Here is a 17,498-nt window from a genome sequence, read left to right as displayed (position 1 = left end):
TGGCCGCATAAGAGAAAGGAAGCGGAATGGTTGCACGTCTATCGCGGATCATTCCGCTTCTCATTATTCTGGCAGTCGTCGCGGCGGTCATTTACCTTGTGGCTGCGTGGCGCTATTCGCCCAATCGCGCGAAGGTCATCCTCATTCGCGCGTTCACCGTTATCACGGGCGTCATTTCGGGCTTCTTCGTTCTGGCGACAGCCTATGCCGCCTTCGAGCAAAACTGGACGGCAGTCGAGATCGCCGCATCATTCTTGGCCGTGGGTCTCATCGGCCTGGCCATTACGCTTATTTGTCGCTGGGTGTTCTTGCGGCATCATCCCAACTATCAGCAGGAAGCCGTTCCTACGACTACCGTTTCTTCGGATGGCCTGCTCCGCGCCGTGCTTCAGCGCCTGCTGGCTTCTTTCCTGCGCCGCTAGCTCCGCCATTGCGGCGGTTGCCTTGGGGTTTGCCTCCTGGTTTCGTATTCGCGTTCCGCGACGTGCGCTTGTCGTTGCGCGTGCTGCCCGAACGCTGCTCGCCACGCGAGTCGTTTTCGTGGCGCGACCTACCGCGTTTGGCCTGCGTACCCTTGCCTTTGCTGCGGGCATGCCCTGCCTGCCCGGACTTTCCGCCATGCTGCGCGCCCTTGCCGCCCTTTGCGCCCGCAGGCCGTACCAGGCATTTCGCATCGAACCCAATAAGGTCCTCGCGCCCCGCTTTCACGAGCGCCTCGCGCACGAGGGCGTGATTCTTTGGGTTGCGGTACTGAATGAGCGCGCGCTGCAGCGCCTTTTCGTGAGGGCTCGTGGCGCAGTACACGTGTTCCATGGTGCGCGGGTCGAGACCCGTATAGTAAATGCACGTGGACACCGTAGAGGGCGTGGGGTAGAAGTCGCTTACCTGTTCGGGGTTGAACCCTAGGTCGCGGCAGAATTCTGCCAGTTCAACAGCTTCCTTTAGCGTGCTGCCAGGATGGCTCGACATCAGGTAGGGCAGTACGTATTGTTCCTTGCCCGCCTGCTTGCTTGCGCGGTTGAACTCGCGTACGAACTGCTCGTACATGGCGTGCGGTGGCTTGCCCATCACGTTCAGTACCGTTTCGCTGATGTGCTCGGGGGCCAGGCGCAGCTGCCCGCTTGTATGGTGGGCAGCTAGTTCGCGGATGAACGTGTGGTCATTGTCGAGCATGGCGTAATCGAAGCGGATGCCGCTGCGGATGAATACCTTCTTCACGCCAGGCAGCGCGCGCAGTTCGCGCAGCAGCTGCACGTAGTCTTCGTGCGTTACGCGTAGCTGCTTGCAGGGCTTCGGCGAAAGACAGCGACGGTTCGTGCAGGCTCCGGCCTTTTCCTGCTTGGCGCATGCGGGAATGCGGAAATTCGCGGTGGGGCCACCCACATCGTGAATGTAGCCCTTGAACTCGGGATCCTTCGTCATCTCGCGCGCTTCTTCCAGGATTGATTCGTGGCTGCGTGCTTGGATGATGCGCCCCTGATGGAAGTTGAGCGCGCAGAATGCGCACTCTCCTAGGCAGCCACGATTGCTGGCCAGCGAAAACTTCACCTCGCGGATAGCTGGAATGCCGCCAGCAGCTTCGTAGCTGGGGTGATACGTGCGCTCGTAGGGCAGGCGATACACCGCGTCCAGCTCTTCGGTGGTAAGCGGCGTGGCAGGTGCGTTCTGTACCACGTAGACGTCGTGGTCGTAGGGTTCTACCAGCGTGTGGGCCGAATACGGGTTCAAGTTGCGGCACTGTTCGCCGAAGCTGCGCGCGTATTCCTCCTTGTTGTCCAGCATGCTCTGGTAGCTGGGCAGCACAACGGGCTCGTACAGATGCTCCAGGCTGCGCGTACGGAATACGGTGCCAGGAATGAACGTGAGGTCGTGTACGGAAAGCCCCGATGCCAGCGCATCGGCAATTTCCACCACGGAATGCTCGCCCATGCCGTACGAGATGATGTCGGCACCCGAATCCAGCAGGATGGATCGCTTCAGCTTGTCCGACCAGTAGTCGTAATGGGCCAGGCGGCGCAGGCTTGCCTCGATGCCACCCAGGATGATGGGCGTCTCTTTATATGTACGGCGGATGAGGTTGCCATATACCACGCAGGCGTGATCGGGGCGCAGGCCCATCTCGCCGCCGGGGGAGTAGAAGTCGTTCTTGCGACGCCGCTTTGCCACCGTGTAATGGTTCACCATGGAATCCATGTTGCCGGCGGAAACGATGAAGCCCAGACGGGGCTCGCCAAACACGTTGATGCTTTTGGGGTCGCGCCAATCGGGCTGGCAGATGATGCCCACGCGATAGCCATGCGCTTCGAGCAGGCGCGAGATGATGGCCATGCCGAACGACGGGTGGTCAACGTATGCGTCGCCGCATACGTATGCAAAGTCCACGGCATCCCAGCCGCGCTCGCGCATATCGGCGTACGTCATAGGTAGGAACATGCTTCTCCTTCGTGTCTGTTCGGCGAAAGGCACTGGACGAATCTTTCGCTTTGCTATACTAATGCAGCTCTCAGATATTTGCCGCTGGCGCGGCAATATGCGAAAGGTAAACGTTGGATTTATCTCTAGCGGCCGTAATTGGCCTTATGGCAACTTATCCTGCTCTCGCCATCATCATCGTTCTCGTGATTGGCGTGACGCTCGTCTCGGGCGCAACCGACGCGCCCAATGCTATCGCTACCGCCGTTGCCACGCGCGTCCTTAGCCCTGGCGTCGCGCTCACCTTGGCGGCTGTTTTTAACTTCATCGGCCTCATCGGCATGACCTACATCTCCACTGCCGTTGCCCACACCATGTTCTCCATGGTCGACTTCTCGGGCGACACGCATCAGGCGCTCATGGCGTTAATGGCTTCCATGATTGGCTCCATCGCATGGGGCGTGTTCTGCTGGTTCTTCGGCATTCCGTGTTCGAAGTCGCACTCGCTCATTGCGGGCATCACCGGTGGCGCCATCGCCGTGAACGGCTGGGCTGGCGTGGTTCCCTCCGAATGGGCCAAGGTCGTGTACGGCCTGCTCTTTTCCTTGTTTGCTGGCTTTTTCCTGGGATGGTTGAACACGAAACTCGCTGCGAAGTTCCTTTCGGGCGTCGATAGGCGCAAGGGCAATCGCGTTGCCGATATCCTGCAGGATATCTTCGCGTGCATGCTGGCCTTTTTGCATGGCGCACAAGATGGCCAGAAGTTCATGTCCATTGGCCTTATGGGCATGGCCATGGCGATGGGCATGGAATCTACGGGGTCCGATGGCTTCCCCATGTGGCTCATGATCGTCTGCTCGGCCGCTATTTCCCTGGGTACGTTCATCGGTGGCAAGCGCATTATCAAGTCGGTCGCCATGGACATGGTGGCCATGGAAAAGTACCAGGGCGCTGCTGCTTCTGCCTCCACCGTCATCACGCTGTTCATCTCCAGTATTACGGGCATGCCCGTTTCTACCTCGCATTGTTCCACGTCGGCCATCATGGGCGTGGGTGCGGGCAAGAACCTGCGTGGCGTGAACTGGGGCATTGCGCGTAGCATGGTGCTCGCCTGGGTCATTACGTTCCCCGCATGCGGCATCATTGGCTTCGCGCTCGCGCGCGTTTTCATGCTCTTCTTCTAGTGCGCCCAGCCTCCGCTCTCTTCTCGTTTGGGGTATCCTTGTAGCAGGGATAGTTCGACGAAGGGGGCAACCATGTCGAATTCTGAAACCGCTTCACCTTCTCAGCAGCCTGGCGATGGCCAGGGGCAGTCTCCCGCGACTGACGTGTCGCAGCGGGATGCTCTCAATCAGCCTGGTCAGGCATCTGCGCAAGCTCCCGCGTCCGGAACGCCGGGCATCGAGCATTTGGGGTATGCCGGCATGGACATTCCCATCTTTCGCCAATCAAGCAACGACCTGTTCGTAGCGCTCCAACCTCCGCAGGCGCTGCCATACGTCATGGCGCCCCATGGCATGCCTCCTCAGCAGATCGTGGATTTCTTTGCCGCCCATGTCCCCGAAGTGGAGGACATGCGCGCGAAGATGATCAAGCGATTCCAGAAGAGCCCGTCCATGAAGTGCCTGTATCGCACGGGCGACGTAGCCTACGTCATGGGACGTCCGTTCATGCTGCATGTGAACCCGCTGAAGATGGGTGGTGGCATGAGCGGCAAGCATCGTGCCACGCGTGGACGCGCTACGGTGAAGTTCGAGGCCAATACCGACATCAGCAAACTCACGCTCTATGTAGTAAACCCACGTAGCTACGATCAGGTGCGCACCGCGTTTCTTTCGTACGCCAATCGCGTCATCATGAATAACGCAGTGGGCCTGGTGGGCACGTGCATGCAGGGCCTGGCGGAAGAACCGCCCGCCCAGCCCATTGCCGTGCGCATGAAGCCGTTGCGTCATGGCTGGTCGCATTATGAAAATGGCTGTCTTTGGCTTTCCGACGAGCTCGTGGCCTATCCGGTCGATTGTCTGGTGTGGGCCATTTGGACGGGGTTGGCGCCGCTTGCCACCAAACCGGAGCCGCAGCAGCAGGAATACCTTGCGTCCATGTTGCCTGGCTGGAAGCGCGCGAGCGAGATTCTTGCCAATAGGGAAGAGCCGTTCAGCAACCAGTAAGCCTTGCCTGCCTTTCGGATTCCCTCTGTTTGATTGGCACGCCCGTCGCTTTTCGTTGTGCGTGGGGGATAATACCCCGTTGCAAGACATATGGGATACGGAAGGAATGCACGGTGAGTTTTGTCGAGATTGCCCTCATAGGCGTGGGCCTGTCCATGGACGCATTTGCCGTGGCCATTTGCAAGGGCCTGGGCATGAAGCGCGTCAACATGCGCCATGCCTTGGTGATCGCCCTGTTCTTCGGTGGTTTTCAGGCTCTTATGCCGTTTCTGGGCTGGGCACTGGGCACGCAGTTCGCTTCGCTTGTGGAACCGGTGGACCATTGGATTGCCTTTGGCCTGCTTTCGTTCGTGGGCGGCAAGATGCTGTGGGATGCTTTTCACGAAGACGACGACCAGGACGAGAAAGAGTTCCGCCTCGATATCCCCGAACTGTTTATGCTGGCCATCGCTACGTCCATCGATGCTCTGGCCGTGGGCGTTTCCTTTGCCTTCCTTCGCGTCGATATAGTGCCGGCCATTTCCATCATTGGCTGCATAACGTTTGCGCTTTCGCTTGTGGGCGTCGTGGTGGGCAATCGCTTCGGTGCGCGTTACGAGCGTCCCTCCACTATTGCGGGAGGTATTGTGCTAATTCTCCTTGGATGTAAGATACTTCTTGAACACCTGGGGGTTTTGGTGCTATAGGGTACATTTATGAATTGATGGCACGTTCATGTGGGCGGGTGGTAGACATGGCGACGCAGTTTCGCTTTGCGGAAGAGAAGGATGCAGGTAAGATCCTGTATTTCATACAGCGTTTCGCCGACTTTCAGAAGTCGGGTGATTCCGTTGTGGCCACCGAAGAATTGCTACGCACCTGGATGTTCCAGCACAAGGCCGCCGAGGCTTTCTTCGCCATGGAAGGCGAAAAGGAAATCGGTTTCGTGCTGTTCAATCACGGGTTTTCGGCTCATAAGGGTCGTCCCTCCATCTACTTGGAATGCATCTACGTACTGCCCGAGTACCGTGGCATGGGCGTAGGCACCGAACTCATGCACGAGCTTTCCCGTATTGCCCGCGAGCGTGATTACGTGCGCGTGGAAGGCTGTGCTCCCGATTGGAATCCTGGTTCGGGTCGTTTTTACAATAGCCTGGGCGCCGAAGAGCTGAATGGCTGGACGCTCTATCGCATTCATGGCGAAGCGTTAAGCCAGCTCTAACGCACTTTTTGTGTACTGTGCTCGGGTGACATCCGTTCACCCGTCTCAAGCATCCGCTTAGCGGTTTTTCATTGTCTCCGTGTGCTATCATGGGCGGGTTGTTACCTGTTCTCGATTCTTAGGAGACGAACATGAGCATCATCATCGATGCATACGGTCGCGAAGTTCTCGATTCGCGCGGCAATCCCACGGTTGAAGTCGAAATCCTGCTGGAAGACGGTTCCATGGGTCGCGCTATGGTTCCCTCGGGCGCTTCTACCGGCCAGTTCGAAGCGGTCGAACTGCGCGATGGCGACAAGGATCGCTACATGGGCAAGGGCGTGCTTACGGCCGTCGACCACGTGAACACCGAAATCGCCGATCTGCTGGTGGGTGCCGAAGCCACCGATCAGCGCGCTATCGACGAGGCTATGATTGAGCTCGACGGCACCGACAACAAGGGCCGCTTTGGCGCGAACGCCATCCTGGGCGCTTCGCTTGCCTGCGCTCGTGCTGCTGCTGAAAGCGCCGAGCTTCCGCTGTACAAGTACGTTGGTGGCGTGCATGCGCATACGCTGCCCACGCCCATGATGAACATCCTGAATGGTGGCGCCCATGCCGACAACAACGTCGACTTCCAGGAATTCATGATCATGCCCGTTGGCGCCTCCACGTTTGCCGAGGCCCTGCGTTGGTGCGCTGAAATCTACCACACGCTGAAGAAGGTCCTGCACGAGGCTGGCCTGGGTGGCGGCGTTGGCGACGAAGGTGGCTTTGCCCCGAACTTCAAGACCAACGAAGAGCCCCTGCAGTACATCGTGAAGGCGTGCGAAGCCGCTGGCTACAAGCCCGGTGAAGACATCATGTTCGCCATGGATCCCGCGTCCAGCGAATACTACGACGCCGAAAAGCAGAAGTACGTGCTGGCTGGCGAAGGCCGCGAGTTCACCAGCGCCGAAATGGTCGATTACTGGGAAGCCCTGGTTGCCAAGTACCCCATCATCTCCATCGAAGACGGCATGGCCGAAGAAGACTGGGATGGTTGGAAGATGCTCACCGAGCGCATCGGCAAGAAGGTCCAGCTGGTGGGCGACGACCTGTTCGTCACCAACTCCCAGCGTCTGGCCAAGGGCATCGAACTGGGTTGCGCTAACGCCATCCTCATCAAGGTGAACCAGATCGGCAGCCTCACGGAAACCCTGGAAGCCATCGAGATGGCCAAGGAAGCTGGCTACGCCTGTGTCATGAGCCATCGTTCTGGCGAAACGGAAGACACCACCATCGCCGACCTGTCCGTTGCATGCAACACCGGCCAGATCAAGACGGGCGCTCCCTGCCGCAGCGACCGCGTTGCCAAGTACAACCAGCTGCTCCGCATCGAAGAGCAGCTCGACACGCAGGCTCGTTACGCTGGCATCAACGCCTTCTACAACATCGAGCGCTAAAGATTCCCTGCGCGGTGCTTGCGCTTATGCGCGAGCATGCACATGGGCTTAGCGGTCACCTGTTATACTGGGCACCCCGACGGCACGGTCGTCGGGGTGCTTTTGCGTGTGATGCGGCGGTTTCGCTTTGCGCAATGCGCTGCTTTTGGGGTATCCCCGTAGATGGGAAGGAACGATGATGGAAGACGCCGATCGCACGGGGTCGTTGGGACGGCTTGCCGACCGCTTGTGGAATAACCCGGATACCACCGAGGATGACATTCTCGAGGCGTTTCTCGAATGGTGCGCCGAGGAGGACCTTGAATTGTGGCCGCATCAGGAAGAGGCGGTGCTGTCTCTTGCTGCGGGCGATCACGTTATTCTGGGTACGCCTACGGGCAGTGGCAAATCGATGGTGGCGCTCTTCCAGCATTTTCTGGCGCTGGCACGCGATGAGCGCAGCTATTACACGGCTCCTATCAAAGCGCTGGTCAGCGAGAAGTTCTTCAATCTGGTGAATTTCTTTGGGCGCGATTACGTGGGCATGATTACGGGCGACGTGCGCATCAACACGGAAGCGCCCATCATCTGTTGCACGCAGGAGATCCTGGCGAACGACGCGCTGCGCCTGGGTCCCGATGCCGATATCGCCCGCGTAGCCGCCGACGAGTTCCACTTCTTTGCCGACCCCGATCGTGGCTGGGCGTGGCAGGTGCCGCTGCTCGTGCTTCCGCATACGCAGTTTTTGCTGATGAGCGCCACGTTGGGTGACACTGCGCATATTCGCGGCGCGCTCGAGGCGCATGAAACGCGTGCGGTCAGCTCTGTCGTGAATGCGCAGCGTCCTATCCCCTTGGAATACGAGTACGTTGACACTTCGCTCGAGGGTACCGTTGAGATTGCCATGCGTGAGGGGCAAACGCCGCTCTACATCGTTCATTTTTCGCAGGATGCAGCGCTCACGAGTGCGCAGGCGCTTGCTTCCATGGGCTTTACTACGAAGGAGCAACGTTCCGCCATTCGCGAGGCGTCGAAGGGCACGCGATTCACCACGGCATTTGGCAAGACGCTCAAACGCCTGCTCGACTGCGGCGTGGGTGTGCATCATGCGGGTATGCTTCCGCGGTACCGCCTGCTCGTGGAAAAGCTCGCTCAACAGGGGCTTCTGCCTATTATCTGCGGTACCGACACGCTGGGCGTGGGGATTAACGTGCCTATTCATACGGTCGTTCTTACGCAGCTCACCAAGTTCGATGGTCATCGCATGCGTCGCTTGCGCGCCCGCGAGTTTCATCAGATTGCCGGTCGTGCTGGCCGTTCAGGGTTCGACACCGAGGGTTTGGTTATCGCTCTTGCGCCCGAGCACGAGATCGAGAATGCGCGGCTTATGGCGAAGGCGGGCAATGACGAGAGGAAGCGCCGCAAGATCAAGAAGAAGCAACCGCCCGAAGGCTTCGTGAACTGGAACAAGGGCACGTTTGAAAAGCTTATTGCAGCTCAGCCCGAGCCGTTGGCCCCGCGTTTGCGCATTACGCATTCCATCGTGCTCGCTGAGGTTATGCAGGGTGGCGACGCGTGGGCGCGCGTTTCGGACATGGTGGAACGATCGTTGCAGACGCCGCAGGAGAAGGCGGACCTCATGACGCGTGCGGGCGAGATCTTCGCTACGCTCCAGGCGGCGGGCGTCGTGGAATGCGTCAAGGGCGAAGACGGCGCAAACGAATGGCGCACGACGGTGGACCTTCCCGATGATTTTGCGCTTGACCAGCCGCTATCTCCGTTTTTGCTGGCCGCTCTCGAGTTGCTCGATCCCGAAGACCCCGATTATGAGCTTGGCGTCATTTCCATGGCCGAGGCCACGTTGGAAGACCCTCGCCAAGTGCTGCGCGCACAAGAGCGTCGGGCTCGCGACAAGGCCATGGCTGCCATGAAGGCCGAGGGCATTGAATACGAGGAACGCCTGGAGCGCATCGCCGAGGTTACGTATCCCAAGCCGCTTGAGGAACTGCTCGACTCTGCGTACGCGCGGTACTGCGAGGACGTGCCCTGGGCGCGTGACTTTTCGCTGTCACCCAAGTCCATCTTGCGCGACATGGTGGAAACAGCTGCGAATTTCAAGGGGTACATTTCCGGCTTGGGAATTGCTCGCAGCGAAGGCCTGCTATTGCGCTATCTTTCCGATGCGTATCGCGTCATGGCGCGCACGCTTCCCTCGGATAAGCTCAATGACCAGCTCATCGATATCATTAGCTGGCTTGGGTTCATGGTTCGCTCTATTGATAGCAGCTTGGTCGACGAGTGGGAAGCCGCTGGCACGCTCGATGGGGAAGAGATGGGCGCGCCCCTGGCAGCCGATGCCGTAGTTGCCGATAGGCGTGCCGTTACACTTCTCGTGCGCAATGCGCTGTTCATGCGCGTGCGCCTGGCTGCGGCCGAGCGCGTGAAGGACCTGGGTGCGCTCGATGGCGACTGGGGGTATTCCGCCCGCGCGTGGCAGCAGGCGCTTGATGCGTACTTTGATGCGCATGAGGAGATCTTGCTTGATGGTGATGCGCGGAGCGTGGCGTATTTCCAGCTTGATGATGCCGATGAGCGTACCGATCACGTATGGCATATGCGTCAGACGTTTCGCGATGAAAACGACGACCGTGATTTTGCCATCTGGTGCGATGTCGACTTGGATGCCACGCAGGAAGCGGGCGAAGCTGTGTTTGCGAATTACCGCGTAGGCTTCATCGAGGAACTGCTTGCGTAGGCTTGCTCTTCCTTTGCAATGGATCCTTTTCGAATGCCCCTGTTGCAGACAGCAGGGGCATTTGTGCCAAATGTTGTTCCATGATGGAGCGGATATGGCGAATATGACAGACGAGCAACGGGTGGCGCATCCATTCACAATCGGGTTAGAGTACACATAGAACCTTTGGCGGCGTTTGCCGCCTTTTTTAATGCGCACGTTTGGGATGCGTACGGGAAGGATCGTGTATGGGGTTAACTCGTAAGAAAAAAATGATGGTGGCAGTGTTGCTGTCGGGTGCGTTGATTACGGTGCTCAACATGACGCTGCTTTCGCCTGCGCTGCCGCATATTATGGCCGATCTTCAGGTCGACGCCACAACCGTCCAGTGGTTGACCAGCGGATATGCATTGGTCGAAGCATGCGTCATACCCATGAACGCCTATCTAGTGGGGCGTTTCTCCACGCGTAAGCTGTTTATCGGTGGCATTGCGTGGTTTGCCTTGGGCAGTTTGGTCGCCGCGCTTGCACCGGCGTTCCCCTTCTTGCTACTGGGTCGCGTCATACAAGCTATGGCAACGGGCGTCGTAATGCCCATGGTGTTCACGCTCATTCTGCTGGTGTTCCCGCGTGAGAAGCGCGGTAGTGCCATGGGCGTAATTGGCCTTATCATCGCCTTCGCTCCCGCTATTGGCCCTTCGCTTTCCGGCGTCCTGGTCGATAACGTGGGATGGCGTATGCTCTTCGTCATTGTCACGGCGCTTGCCGTGTGCGTCGTAGTGCTGGCCTGTTTTGCGCTCGAGAACAGCGGCGAGTTCGAACATGCTCCGTTCGATGTGCCTTCGGTCCTGCTTATGGCCGCGGGCATGGTGTCCTTGCTGTATGGCCTGTCCACGTTCAGCAGTAGCGAGAATCTCGTGCTTACCGGGGCGTTGGTTGTGGCTGGTCTCGTGCTTCTGGGCTTCTTCGTTCGCAGGCAGCTTAAGCTTGATGTACCTATGTTGCGCGTGCAGGTGTTCGAGTCGCGCAAGTTCCGTACGGTCGTGATTCTCATTGCCATGCTTCAGGCATCGCTTGTGGGCGGCGAGGTCATCGTTCCCATTTACGTACAGCAGGTGCTGGGTGGCACTGCAACTATTTCGGGTCTCATCATGTTGCCGGGCGCGATTATCGGTGCGTTCTGCGGACTGGCTGCCGGTCGTTTGTTCGACCGCTTCGGCGTCCGCCGCGTGGTCGTTCCCGGTGCCATCATCATCGCACTTGCGGGCTTCATGTACACCACGTACGCCAGGGATACGTCGTTCCTCTTTGTTACCTTCGCCTTCACGTGCATGGTCATTGGCATCCAGTTCCTGATTACGCCGCTAAATACCTGGGGCGTCAATTCGCTGGATAACAAGGTCATCCAGCATGGCAACTCGCTTTCGTCCACCACGAACCAGGTGGGTGCTTCGTTCGGCACGGCGCTTATTGTAAGCCTTACGGGTGTGGGTGCCGCGATGGCTCCCGCGGGTTCCGATGCCCTTGCTACGGTGTATGTGGGTGAGCACGTTGGCTTCATGGGCATGTGCGTCATGTTGTTCATTGTTGCCGCGTCCATTCTTGTCTTCGTGCGCGATCGTGCTGGCGAAAAAGCCCCGGAGGTTTCTACGCAGGTGGGGGATGTGCCGGGTATCGATCGTCCGTGGCTCGTGTCCGATGTAATGAATACCGGTTCCGCCTTTTTGTCTGAAGGCGCTACGGTGCGCGACGCCATTGTCGAAATGGCGCGCACCGAAACGAGCGGCCTTCCCATCGTGAATCAGCAGAATGCCGTTATTGGATTCGTCTCCGACGGTGACATCCTTAAGTATCTGTCGCGGCAGAGCGGCTTCTACACCGATGGCACCAATTACTTCCAACCGGTTGAGTTGCAAGAGCTGCATGATCGCTTCCGTAACCTTATTGATCTCGACGTCATGCGTATTGCAACCAAGAACGTTATCAGCGTGCAGGATGGCGACGAGGCCGAGGCTGCGTTCAAGACGCTATCCGAGAAGCGTATCAAGAAGCTCCCCGTTGTGCATGATGGCCATCTGGTAGGTGCAATTTCCCGTAGGAACATAATTAGTATGCTCACTCACTTCGAGCCGATGCAGACCGATGCCCATGAGGCGTCTTCCTGTCAACTCGAACCTGCGGGTGCGTAGCGTAAGGCTATACATATATAGGTAGGCAATCGGCGTAGGTCCGTTGCCAAATGATAGGGACCTGCATGTGCGATAGGCATGTGCAGGGCTCTACTTATATATAGATAGATGCGGGTAGCCAGAAAGCGAGATTCCTTTAGGGCGAAAAGTGGGGCGTACAGAGGGGCGAACCCTGCGCCTTTTGCTACCGCAAATGGCGCGTTCATGGGTCGTCCACAAAACAGCGTCGCAGGTCAAAAGGCTGTTTTCCCAGGAAAGTACATACCACGCCCCCGGGTGTTTGTGCACGCTTCGTGTACCTGAAAATAAGGAATGCATCCGGGGCGGGGTATCCGTAATATATCAACTCGCCGCTTCGAACGGAGCAAGTTCGGAACGGCGGCGGCGGAAGCCGCCGGAGGACCTTGAAAACCGGATACTGCGATAGGAAGAATCAAGCTAGCGAGCATGTTCGCCTCCAACGGGGAGGCGAGCTCGAATTCAATTCTAACTTTTTGAATCCATCAGGATTCGCACATACAAGATCCGACTCACACGGAGACTTGACGCGGAAGTTCGCTTCCGCTCCATTTCAACGGAGAGTTTGATCCTGGCTCAGGATGAACGCTGGCGGCGTGCCTAACACATGCAAGTCGAACGAATAACCCGCCTTCGGGCGGTCATAGAGTGGCGAACGGGTGAGTAACACGTGACCAACCTTCCCCCCGCATGGGGATAACCGGGCGAAAGCCCGGCTAATACCCAATACTCCGGGCCCTCCGCATGGAGGGGCCGGGAAAGCCCAGGCGGCGGGGGATGGGGTCGCGGCCCATTAGGTAGACGGCGGGGTAACGGCCCACCGTGCCCGCGATGGGTAGCCGGACTGAGAGGTCGATCGGCCACATTGGGACTGAGATACGGCCCAGACTCCTACGGGAGGCAGCAGTGGGGAATTTTGCGCAATGGGGGAAACCCTGACGCAGCAACGCCGCGTGCGGGATGAAGGCCCTAGGGTTGTAAACCGCTTTCAGCAGGGAAGAAACATGACGGTACCTGCAGAAGAAGCTCCGGCTAACTACGTGCCAGCAGCCGCGGTAATACGTAGGGAGCGAGCGTTATCCGGATTCATTGGGCGTAAAGCGCGCGTAGGCGGCTGGCCAAGCGGGATCTCAAATCCGGGGGCTCAACCTCCGGCCGGATCCCGAACTGGCCGGCTCGAGTTCGGTAGAGGAAGACGGAATTCCCAGTGTAGCGGTGAAATGCGCAGATATTGGGAAGAACACCGATGGCGAAGGCAGTCTTCTGGGCCGCGACTGACGCTGAGGTGCGAAAGCCGGGGGAGCGAACAGGATTAGATACCCTGGTAGTCCCGGCCGTAAACGATGGGCACTAGGTGTGGGGGAGCCTTTCCTCCGCGCCGCAGCTAACGCATTAAGTGCCCCGCCTGGGGAGTACGGCCGCAAGGCTAAAACTCAAAGGAATTGACGGGGGCCCGCACAAGCAGCGGAGCATGTGGCTTAATTCGAAGCAACGCGAAGAACCTTACCAGGGCTTGACATGCGGGTGAAGCCGGGGAAACCCGGTGGCCGAGAGGAGCCCGCGCAGGTGGTGCATGGCTGTCGTCAGCTCGTGTCGTGAGATGTTGGGTTAAGTCCCGCAACGAGCGCAACCCCTGCCCCATGTTGCCAGCATTAGGTTGGGGACTCATGGGGGACTGCCGGCGTCAAGCCGGAGGAAGGTGGGGACGACGTCAAGTCATCATGCCCCTTATGCCCTGGGCCGCACACGTGCTACAATGGCCGGTACAGAGGGCTGCCAGACCGCGAGGTCGAGCGAATCCCCCAAAGCCGGCCCCAGTTCGGACAGGAGGCTGCAACCCGCCTCCTCGAAGCCGGAGTTGCTAGTAATCGCGGATCAGCACGCCGCGGTAAATACGTTCCCGGGCCTTGTACACACCGCCCGTCACACCACCCGAGTCGTCTGCACCCGAAGTCCCCGGCCCAACCTCGTGAGGGAGGGGCCGAAGGTGTGGAGGGTGAGGGGGGTGAAGTCGTAACAAGGTAGCCGTACCGGAAGGTGCGGCTGGATCACCTCCTTTCTAGGGAGATTCAAATACAATTCCTAATCGCAGCATCCGGTTTCCGGGGCCCTCCCCGGAGGCGGGGAGACCCGCCGGCACCTTGAGAGCTGCATAGCGTTCTATTTTGACGAATCATCAAACTAGATTCTCCTAATCGAATTTTCAATTCAATGCGGAAAAGCTAGCGGGTGATTCGCATCACGATCGCATACGATTAGATATGCAATACCCGAGATACTTTTTATATCTCATAGGATAGATTATCCGAACGATGGAAAGAAGATATCGAGGGCGCACGGTGGATGCCTTGGCACAGGAAGTCGACGAAGGACGTGACAAGCTGCGATAAGCCGCGGTGAGGCGCAAATGGCCTATGACCCGCGGATCTCCGAATGGGGCAACCCGCGCGGGTCCATACCCGCGCACCGCCGGCCGAACACATAGGCCGGACGGGGGCAACCGGGGGAACTGAAACATCTAAGTACCCCGAGGAAAGGAAATCAACCGAGACTCCGCGAGTAGCGGCGAGCGAAAGCGGACCCAGCCCAAACCCATGCATGCGTTACAGCCCAGGGGCGATGCTGCATGCGGTGTTGTGGGGCGGGACATCCAGGCGGCCCTAGACGCCTGGCGCGGTCATAAAGGGATGTTGAAGGGGAACCGGCTGGGAAGCCGGGCCGAAGAGGGCGAGCGCCCCGTACCCGAATCAGCATCCCCCGCGAGTCCCGTACCCGAGTAGCGCCGGACACGTGAAACCCGGTGCGAATCAGGGGGGACCACCCTCCAAGGCTGAGCACTCTCCTGTGACCGATAGCGAACCAGTACCGTGAGGGAAAGGTGAAAAGCACCCCGAGAGGGGAGTGAAACAGTACCTGAAACCGTGCGCCCACAAGCAGTCGGAGCATCCCTACGGGGGTGTGACGGCGTGCCTTTTGTAGAATGAGCCAGCGAGTTGCGGTGCGCGGCGAGGTTAAGGAGGAACCGAGCCGCAGCGAAAGCGAGTCTTTAAACGGGCGATGAGTCGCGCGCCGCAGACGCGAAGCCGGGTGAGCTATCCTCGGGCAGGCTGAAGCGCGGGTAAGACCGCGTGGAGGGCCGAACCCACTTCGGTTGAAAACGGAGGGGATGACCCGAGGATAGGGGTGAAAGGCCAATCAAACCCGGAGATATCTCGTTCTCCCCGAAATAGCTTTAGGGCTAGCCTCGGACGTTATCCACCGGAGGTAGAGCACTGGATCTCCAAGGGGGCTTCACCGCCTGCCGAGGGGAACCAAACTCCGAATACCGGCGGACCAGAGTCCGGGAGTCAGAGCATGTGGGCTAAGCTGTGTGCTCGAGAGGGAAACAGCCCAGACCGCCCGCTAAGGTCCCCAAGTTCGTGCTGAGTGGCAAAGGATGTGCGTTTGCCTAGACAACCAGGATGTTGGCTTAGAAGCAGCCATGCATTTAAAGAGTGCGTAACAGCTCACTGGTCAAGTGGACATGCGCCGACAATTCACGGGGCTAAGCACGGCACCGAAGCGGCGGACTAGATTTCTAGTGGTAGGGGAGCTTTCCGAGAGGGGCGAAGCAGGCGCGGTAACGCCCTGTGGACTTCTCGGAAGTGAGAATGCTGGCATGAGTAACGAGAGCAGAGCGAGAAACTCTGCCGCCGTATGCCCAAGGTTTCCTGGGGAAGGCTAATCCCCCCAGGGTCAGTCGGGAGCTAAGGCGAGGCCGGCAGGCGTAGCCGATGCACAACGGGTCGATATTCCCGTACCATCGTGTTGCCGTCACGACGATGGGGCGACGGAGAAGGATAGGCGGGCGGGGTTCTGGACGTCCCCGTGAAAGCGCGTAGGGCGCGTCGCATGGAAACCAGCGACGCATCGAGCCCGAGACGCGAGACGAAGCGAATGGGTGAAGCCGCCGAGTCCATGCTTCCTGGAAAAACCCCTAAGCAGGCACACGGTGCCCGTACCAAAACCGACACAGGTGGGCGGGTAGAGCATACCGAGGCGATCGGGAGAACCATGGTTAAGGAACTCGGCATACTGACTCCGTAACTTCGGGAGAAGGAGTGCCCCTGAGGGTGAAGGGACTTGCTCCCCAAGCCCATGGGGGTCGCAGCGAAACGGCCCAAGCGACTGTTTATCAAAAACACAGGACTCTGCGAAGCCGCAAGGCGATGTATAGGGTCTGACGCCTGCCCGGTGCCGGAAGGTTACGCGGAGGTGTTAGCCGCAAGGCGAAGCACCGAAGCCAAGCCCCGGTAAACGGCGGCCGTAACTATAACGGTCCTAAGGTAGCGAAATTCCTTGTCGGGTAAGTTCCGACCTGCACGAATGGCGTAACGACTTGGGCGCTGTCTCAACCATGGACCCGGTGAAATTGTATTATTCGTGAAGATGCGAATTACCCGCGGAAGGACGGAAAGACCCCGTGAACCTTTACTACAGCTTGGCATTGGCCGTTGGTGCGGCGCGTAGAGGATAGGTGGGAGGCTTCGAAGCCGGGGCGCCAGCCCCGGTGGAGCCATCCTTGGAATACCACCCCCGGCGCACTGGCGGCCTAACTCGCGGCCGTGATCCGGCGCGAGGACCGTGCCAGGTGGGTAGTTTGACTGGGGCGGTCGCCTCCCAAAGAGTAACGGAGGCGTGCGCAAGGTCCGCTCAGAACGGTCGGCAACCGTTCGCAGAGCACAAGAGTACAAGCGGGCTTGACTGCGAGGCCCACAAGCCGAGCAGATGGGAAACCAGGTTCTAGTGATCCGGCGGCACAGCGTGGAATGGCCGTCGCTCAACGGATAAAAGGTACTCCGGGGATAACAGGCTGATCTTGCCCAAGAGTCCACATCGACGGCAAGGTTTGGCACCTCGATGTCGGCTCATCGCATCCTGGGGCTGAAGTCGGTCCCAAGGGTATGGCTGTTCGCCATTTAAAGCGGTACGCGAGCTGGGTTCAGAACGTCGTGAGACAGTTCGGTCCCTATCCTCCGCGGGCGCAGGAGAATTGAGGAGATCCGCCCCTAGTACGAGAGGACCGGGGTGGACGGACCTCTGGTGTCCCGGTTGTCGACCAACGGCACGGCCGGCTAGCTACGTCCGGAACGGATAACCGCTGAAAGCATCTAAGTGGGAAGCCGTCTCCAAGATGAGTTCTCCTTTCGGTAAGGGCCCAGGTAGACTACCTGGTCGATAGGCCGCAGCTGCAAGCGCCGCGAGGCGTTCAGGCGAGCGGTACTAATAGCCCGAGCTCTTCTATTCACATCGCGCATATCTAGTCAAGGATCAACCGAACGCTATGCGGCACCCAGGGTAGCCGGCTCCCGCCAGCACCTGACAATCGCA

Annotated in this window: 9 protein-coding genes and 2 rRNA genes; 10 read left to right on the top strand and 1 reads right to left on the bottom strand. The window is 58.9% G+C overall.

The features are described from left to right. Positions 1-26: 26 nt before the first annotated feature. A complete protein-coding gene (locus AAY81_RS07725; RefSeq protein WP_066663533.1) occupies positions 27-422 on the top strand; it encodes a guanylate cyclase in 396 nt (131 codons plus the stop codon). Here the strand turns inward: AAY81_RS07725 and AAY81_RS07720 are convergent. Then, on the bottom strand, positions 352-2,433 hold the full coding sequence (locus AAY81_RS07720) for a YgiQ family radical SAM protein (protein WP_066663531.1): 2,082 nt from the start codon (positions 2,431-2,433) through the stop codon (positions 352-354). The two genes, AAY81_RS07725 and AAY81_RS07720, sit on opposite strands and share 71 nt — an antisense overlap. A gap of 113 nt (positions 2,434-2,546) precedes the next feature. On the opposite strand from AAY81_RS07720, the gene AAY81_RS07715 reads away from it, so the two are divergent. The 9 genes from AAY81_RS07715 to AAY81_RS07675 all read left to right on the top strand — a co-directional run bounded on the left by AAY81_RS07715 (position 2,547) and on the right by AAY81_RS07675 (position 17,414). Further along, entirely contained in the window at positions 2,547-3,596 is a 1,050-nt protein-coding gene (locus AAY81_RS07715) for an inorganic phosphate transporter (protein ID WP_066663524.1), read from the top strand. 72 nt (positions 3,597-3,668) lie between these two features. Next, positions 3,669-4,583: a hypothetical protein gene (locus tag AAY81_RS07710; protein ID WP_066663521.1), complete on the top strand. Its 915-nt coding sequence runs from the start codon at positions 3,669-3,671 to the stop codon at positions 4,581-4,583. Between the two features lie 113 nt (positions 4,584-4,696). After that, entirely contained in the window at positions 4,697-5,269 is a 573-nt protein-coding gene (locus tag AAY81_RS07705; protein ID WP_066663518.1) for a manganese efflux pump MntP, read from the top strand. A 47-nt stretch (positions 5,270-5,316) separates the two neighbouring features. Next, positions 5,317-5,784, top strand: a complete 468-nt coding sequence (locus AAY81_RS07700; RefSeq protein WP_066663516.1) for a GNAT family N-acetyltransferase — start codon at positions 5,317-5,319, stop codon at positions 5,782-5,784. A gap of 131 nt (positions 5,785-5,915) precedes the next feature. After that, complete coding sequence (gene eno / locus AAY81_RS07695) at positions 5,916-7,208, top strand: phosphopyruvate hydratase (protein ID WP_066663513.1); 1,293 nt, start codon at positions 5,916-5,918, stop codon at positions 7,206-7,208. Between the two features lie 178 nt (positions 7,209-7,386). After that, positions 7,387-9,942: a DEAD/DEAH box helicase gene (locus tag AAY81_RS07690; protein WP_066663510.1), complete on the top strand. Its 2,556-nt coding sequence runs from the start codon at positions 7,387-7,389 to the stop codon at positions 9,940-9,942. 227 nt (positions 9,943-10,169) lie between these two features. Further along, on the top strand, positions 10,170-12,110 hold the full coding sequence (locus AAY81_RS07685; RefSeq protein WP_082867923.1) for an MDR family MFS transporter: 1,941 nt from the start codon (positions 10,170-10,172) through the stop codon (positions 12,108-12,110). A 571-nt stretch (positions 12,111-12,681) separates the two neighbouring features. Then, positions 12,682-14,187, top strand: a 16S ribosomal RNA gene (locus AAY81_RS07680). Positions 14,188-14,444: 257 nt separating this feature from the next. Further along, a 23S ribosomal RNA gene (locus AAY81_RS07675) occupies positions 14,445-17,414 on the top strand. The 16S and 23S rRNA genes sit together here, the layout of an rRNA operon. Positions 17,415-17,498 lie beyond the last annotated feature (84 nt).

This window comes from Denitrobacterium detoxificans (assembly GCF_001643775.1).
Lineage (GTDB): Bacteria > Actinomycetota > Coriobacteriia > Coriobacteriales > Eggerthellaceae > Denitrobacterium > Denitrobacterium detoxificans.
The sequence above is the reverse complement of the archived record's forward strand: the minus strand, read 5'-3'. Positions and strand labels throughout refer to the sequence as shown.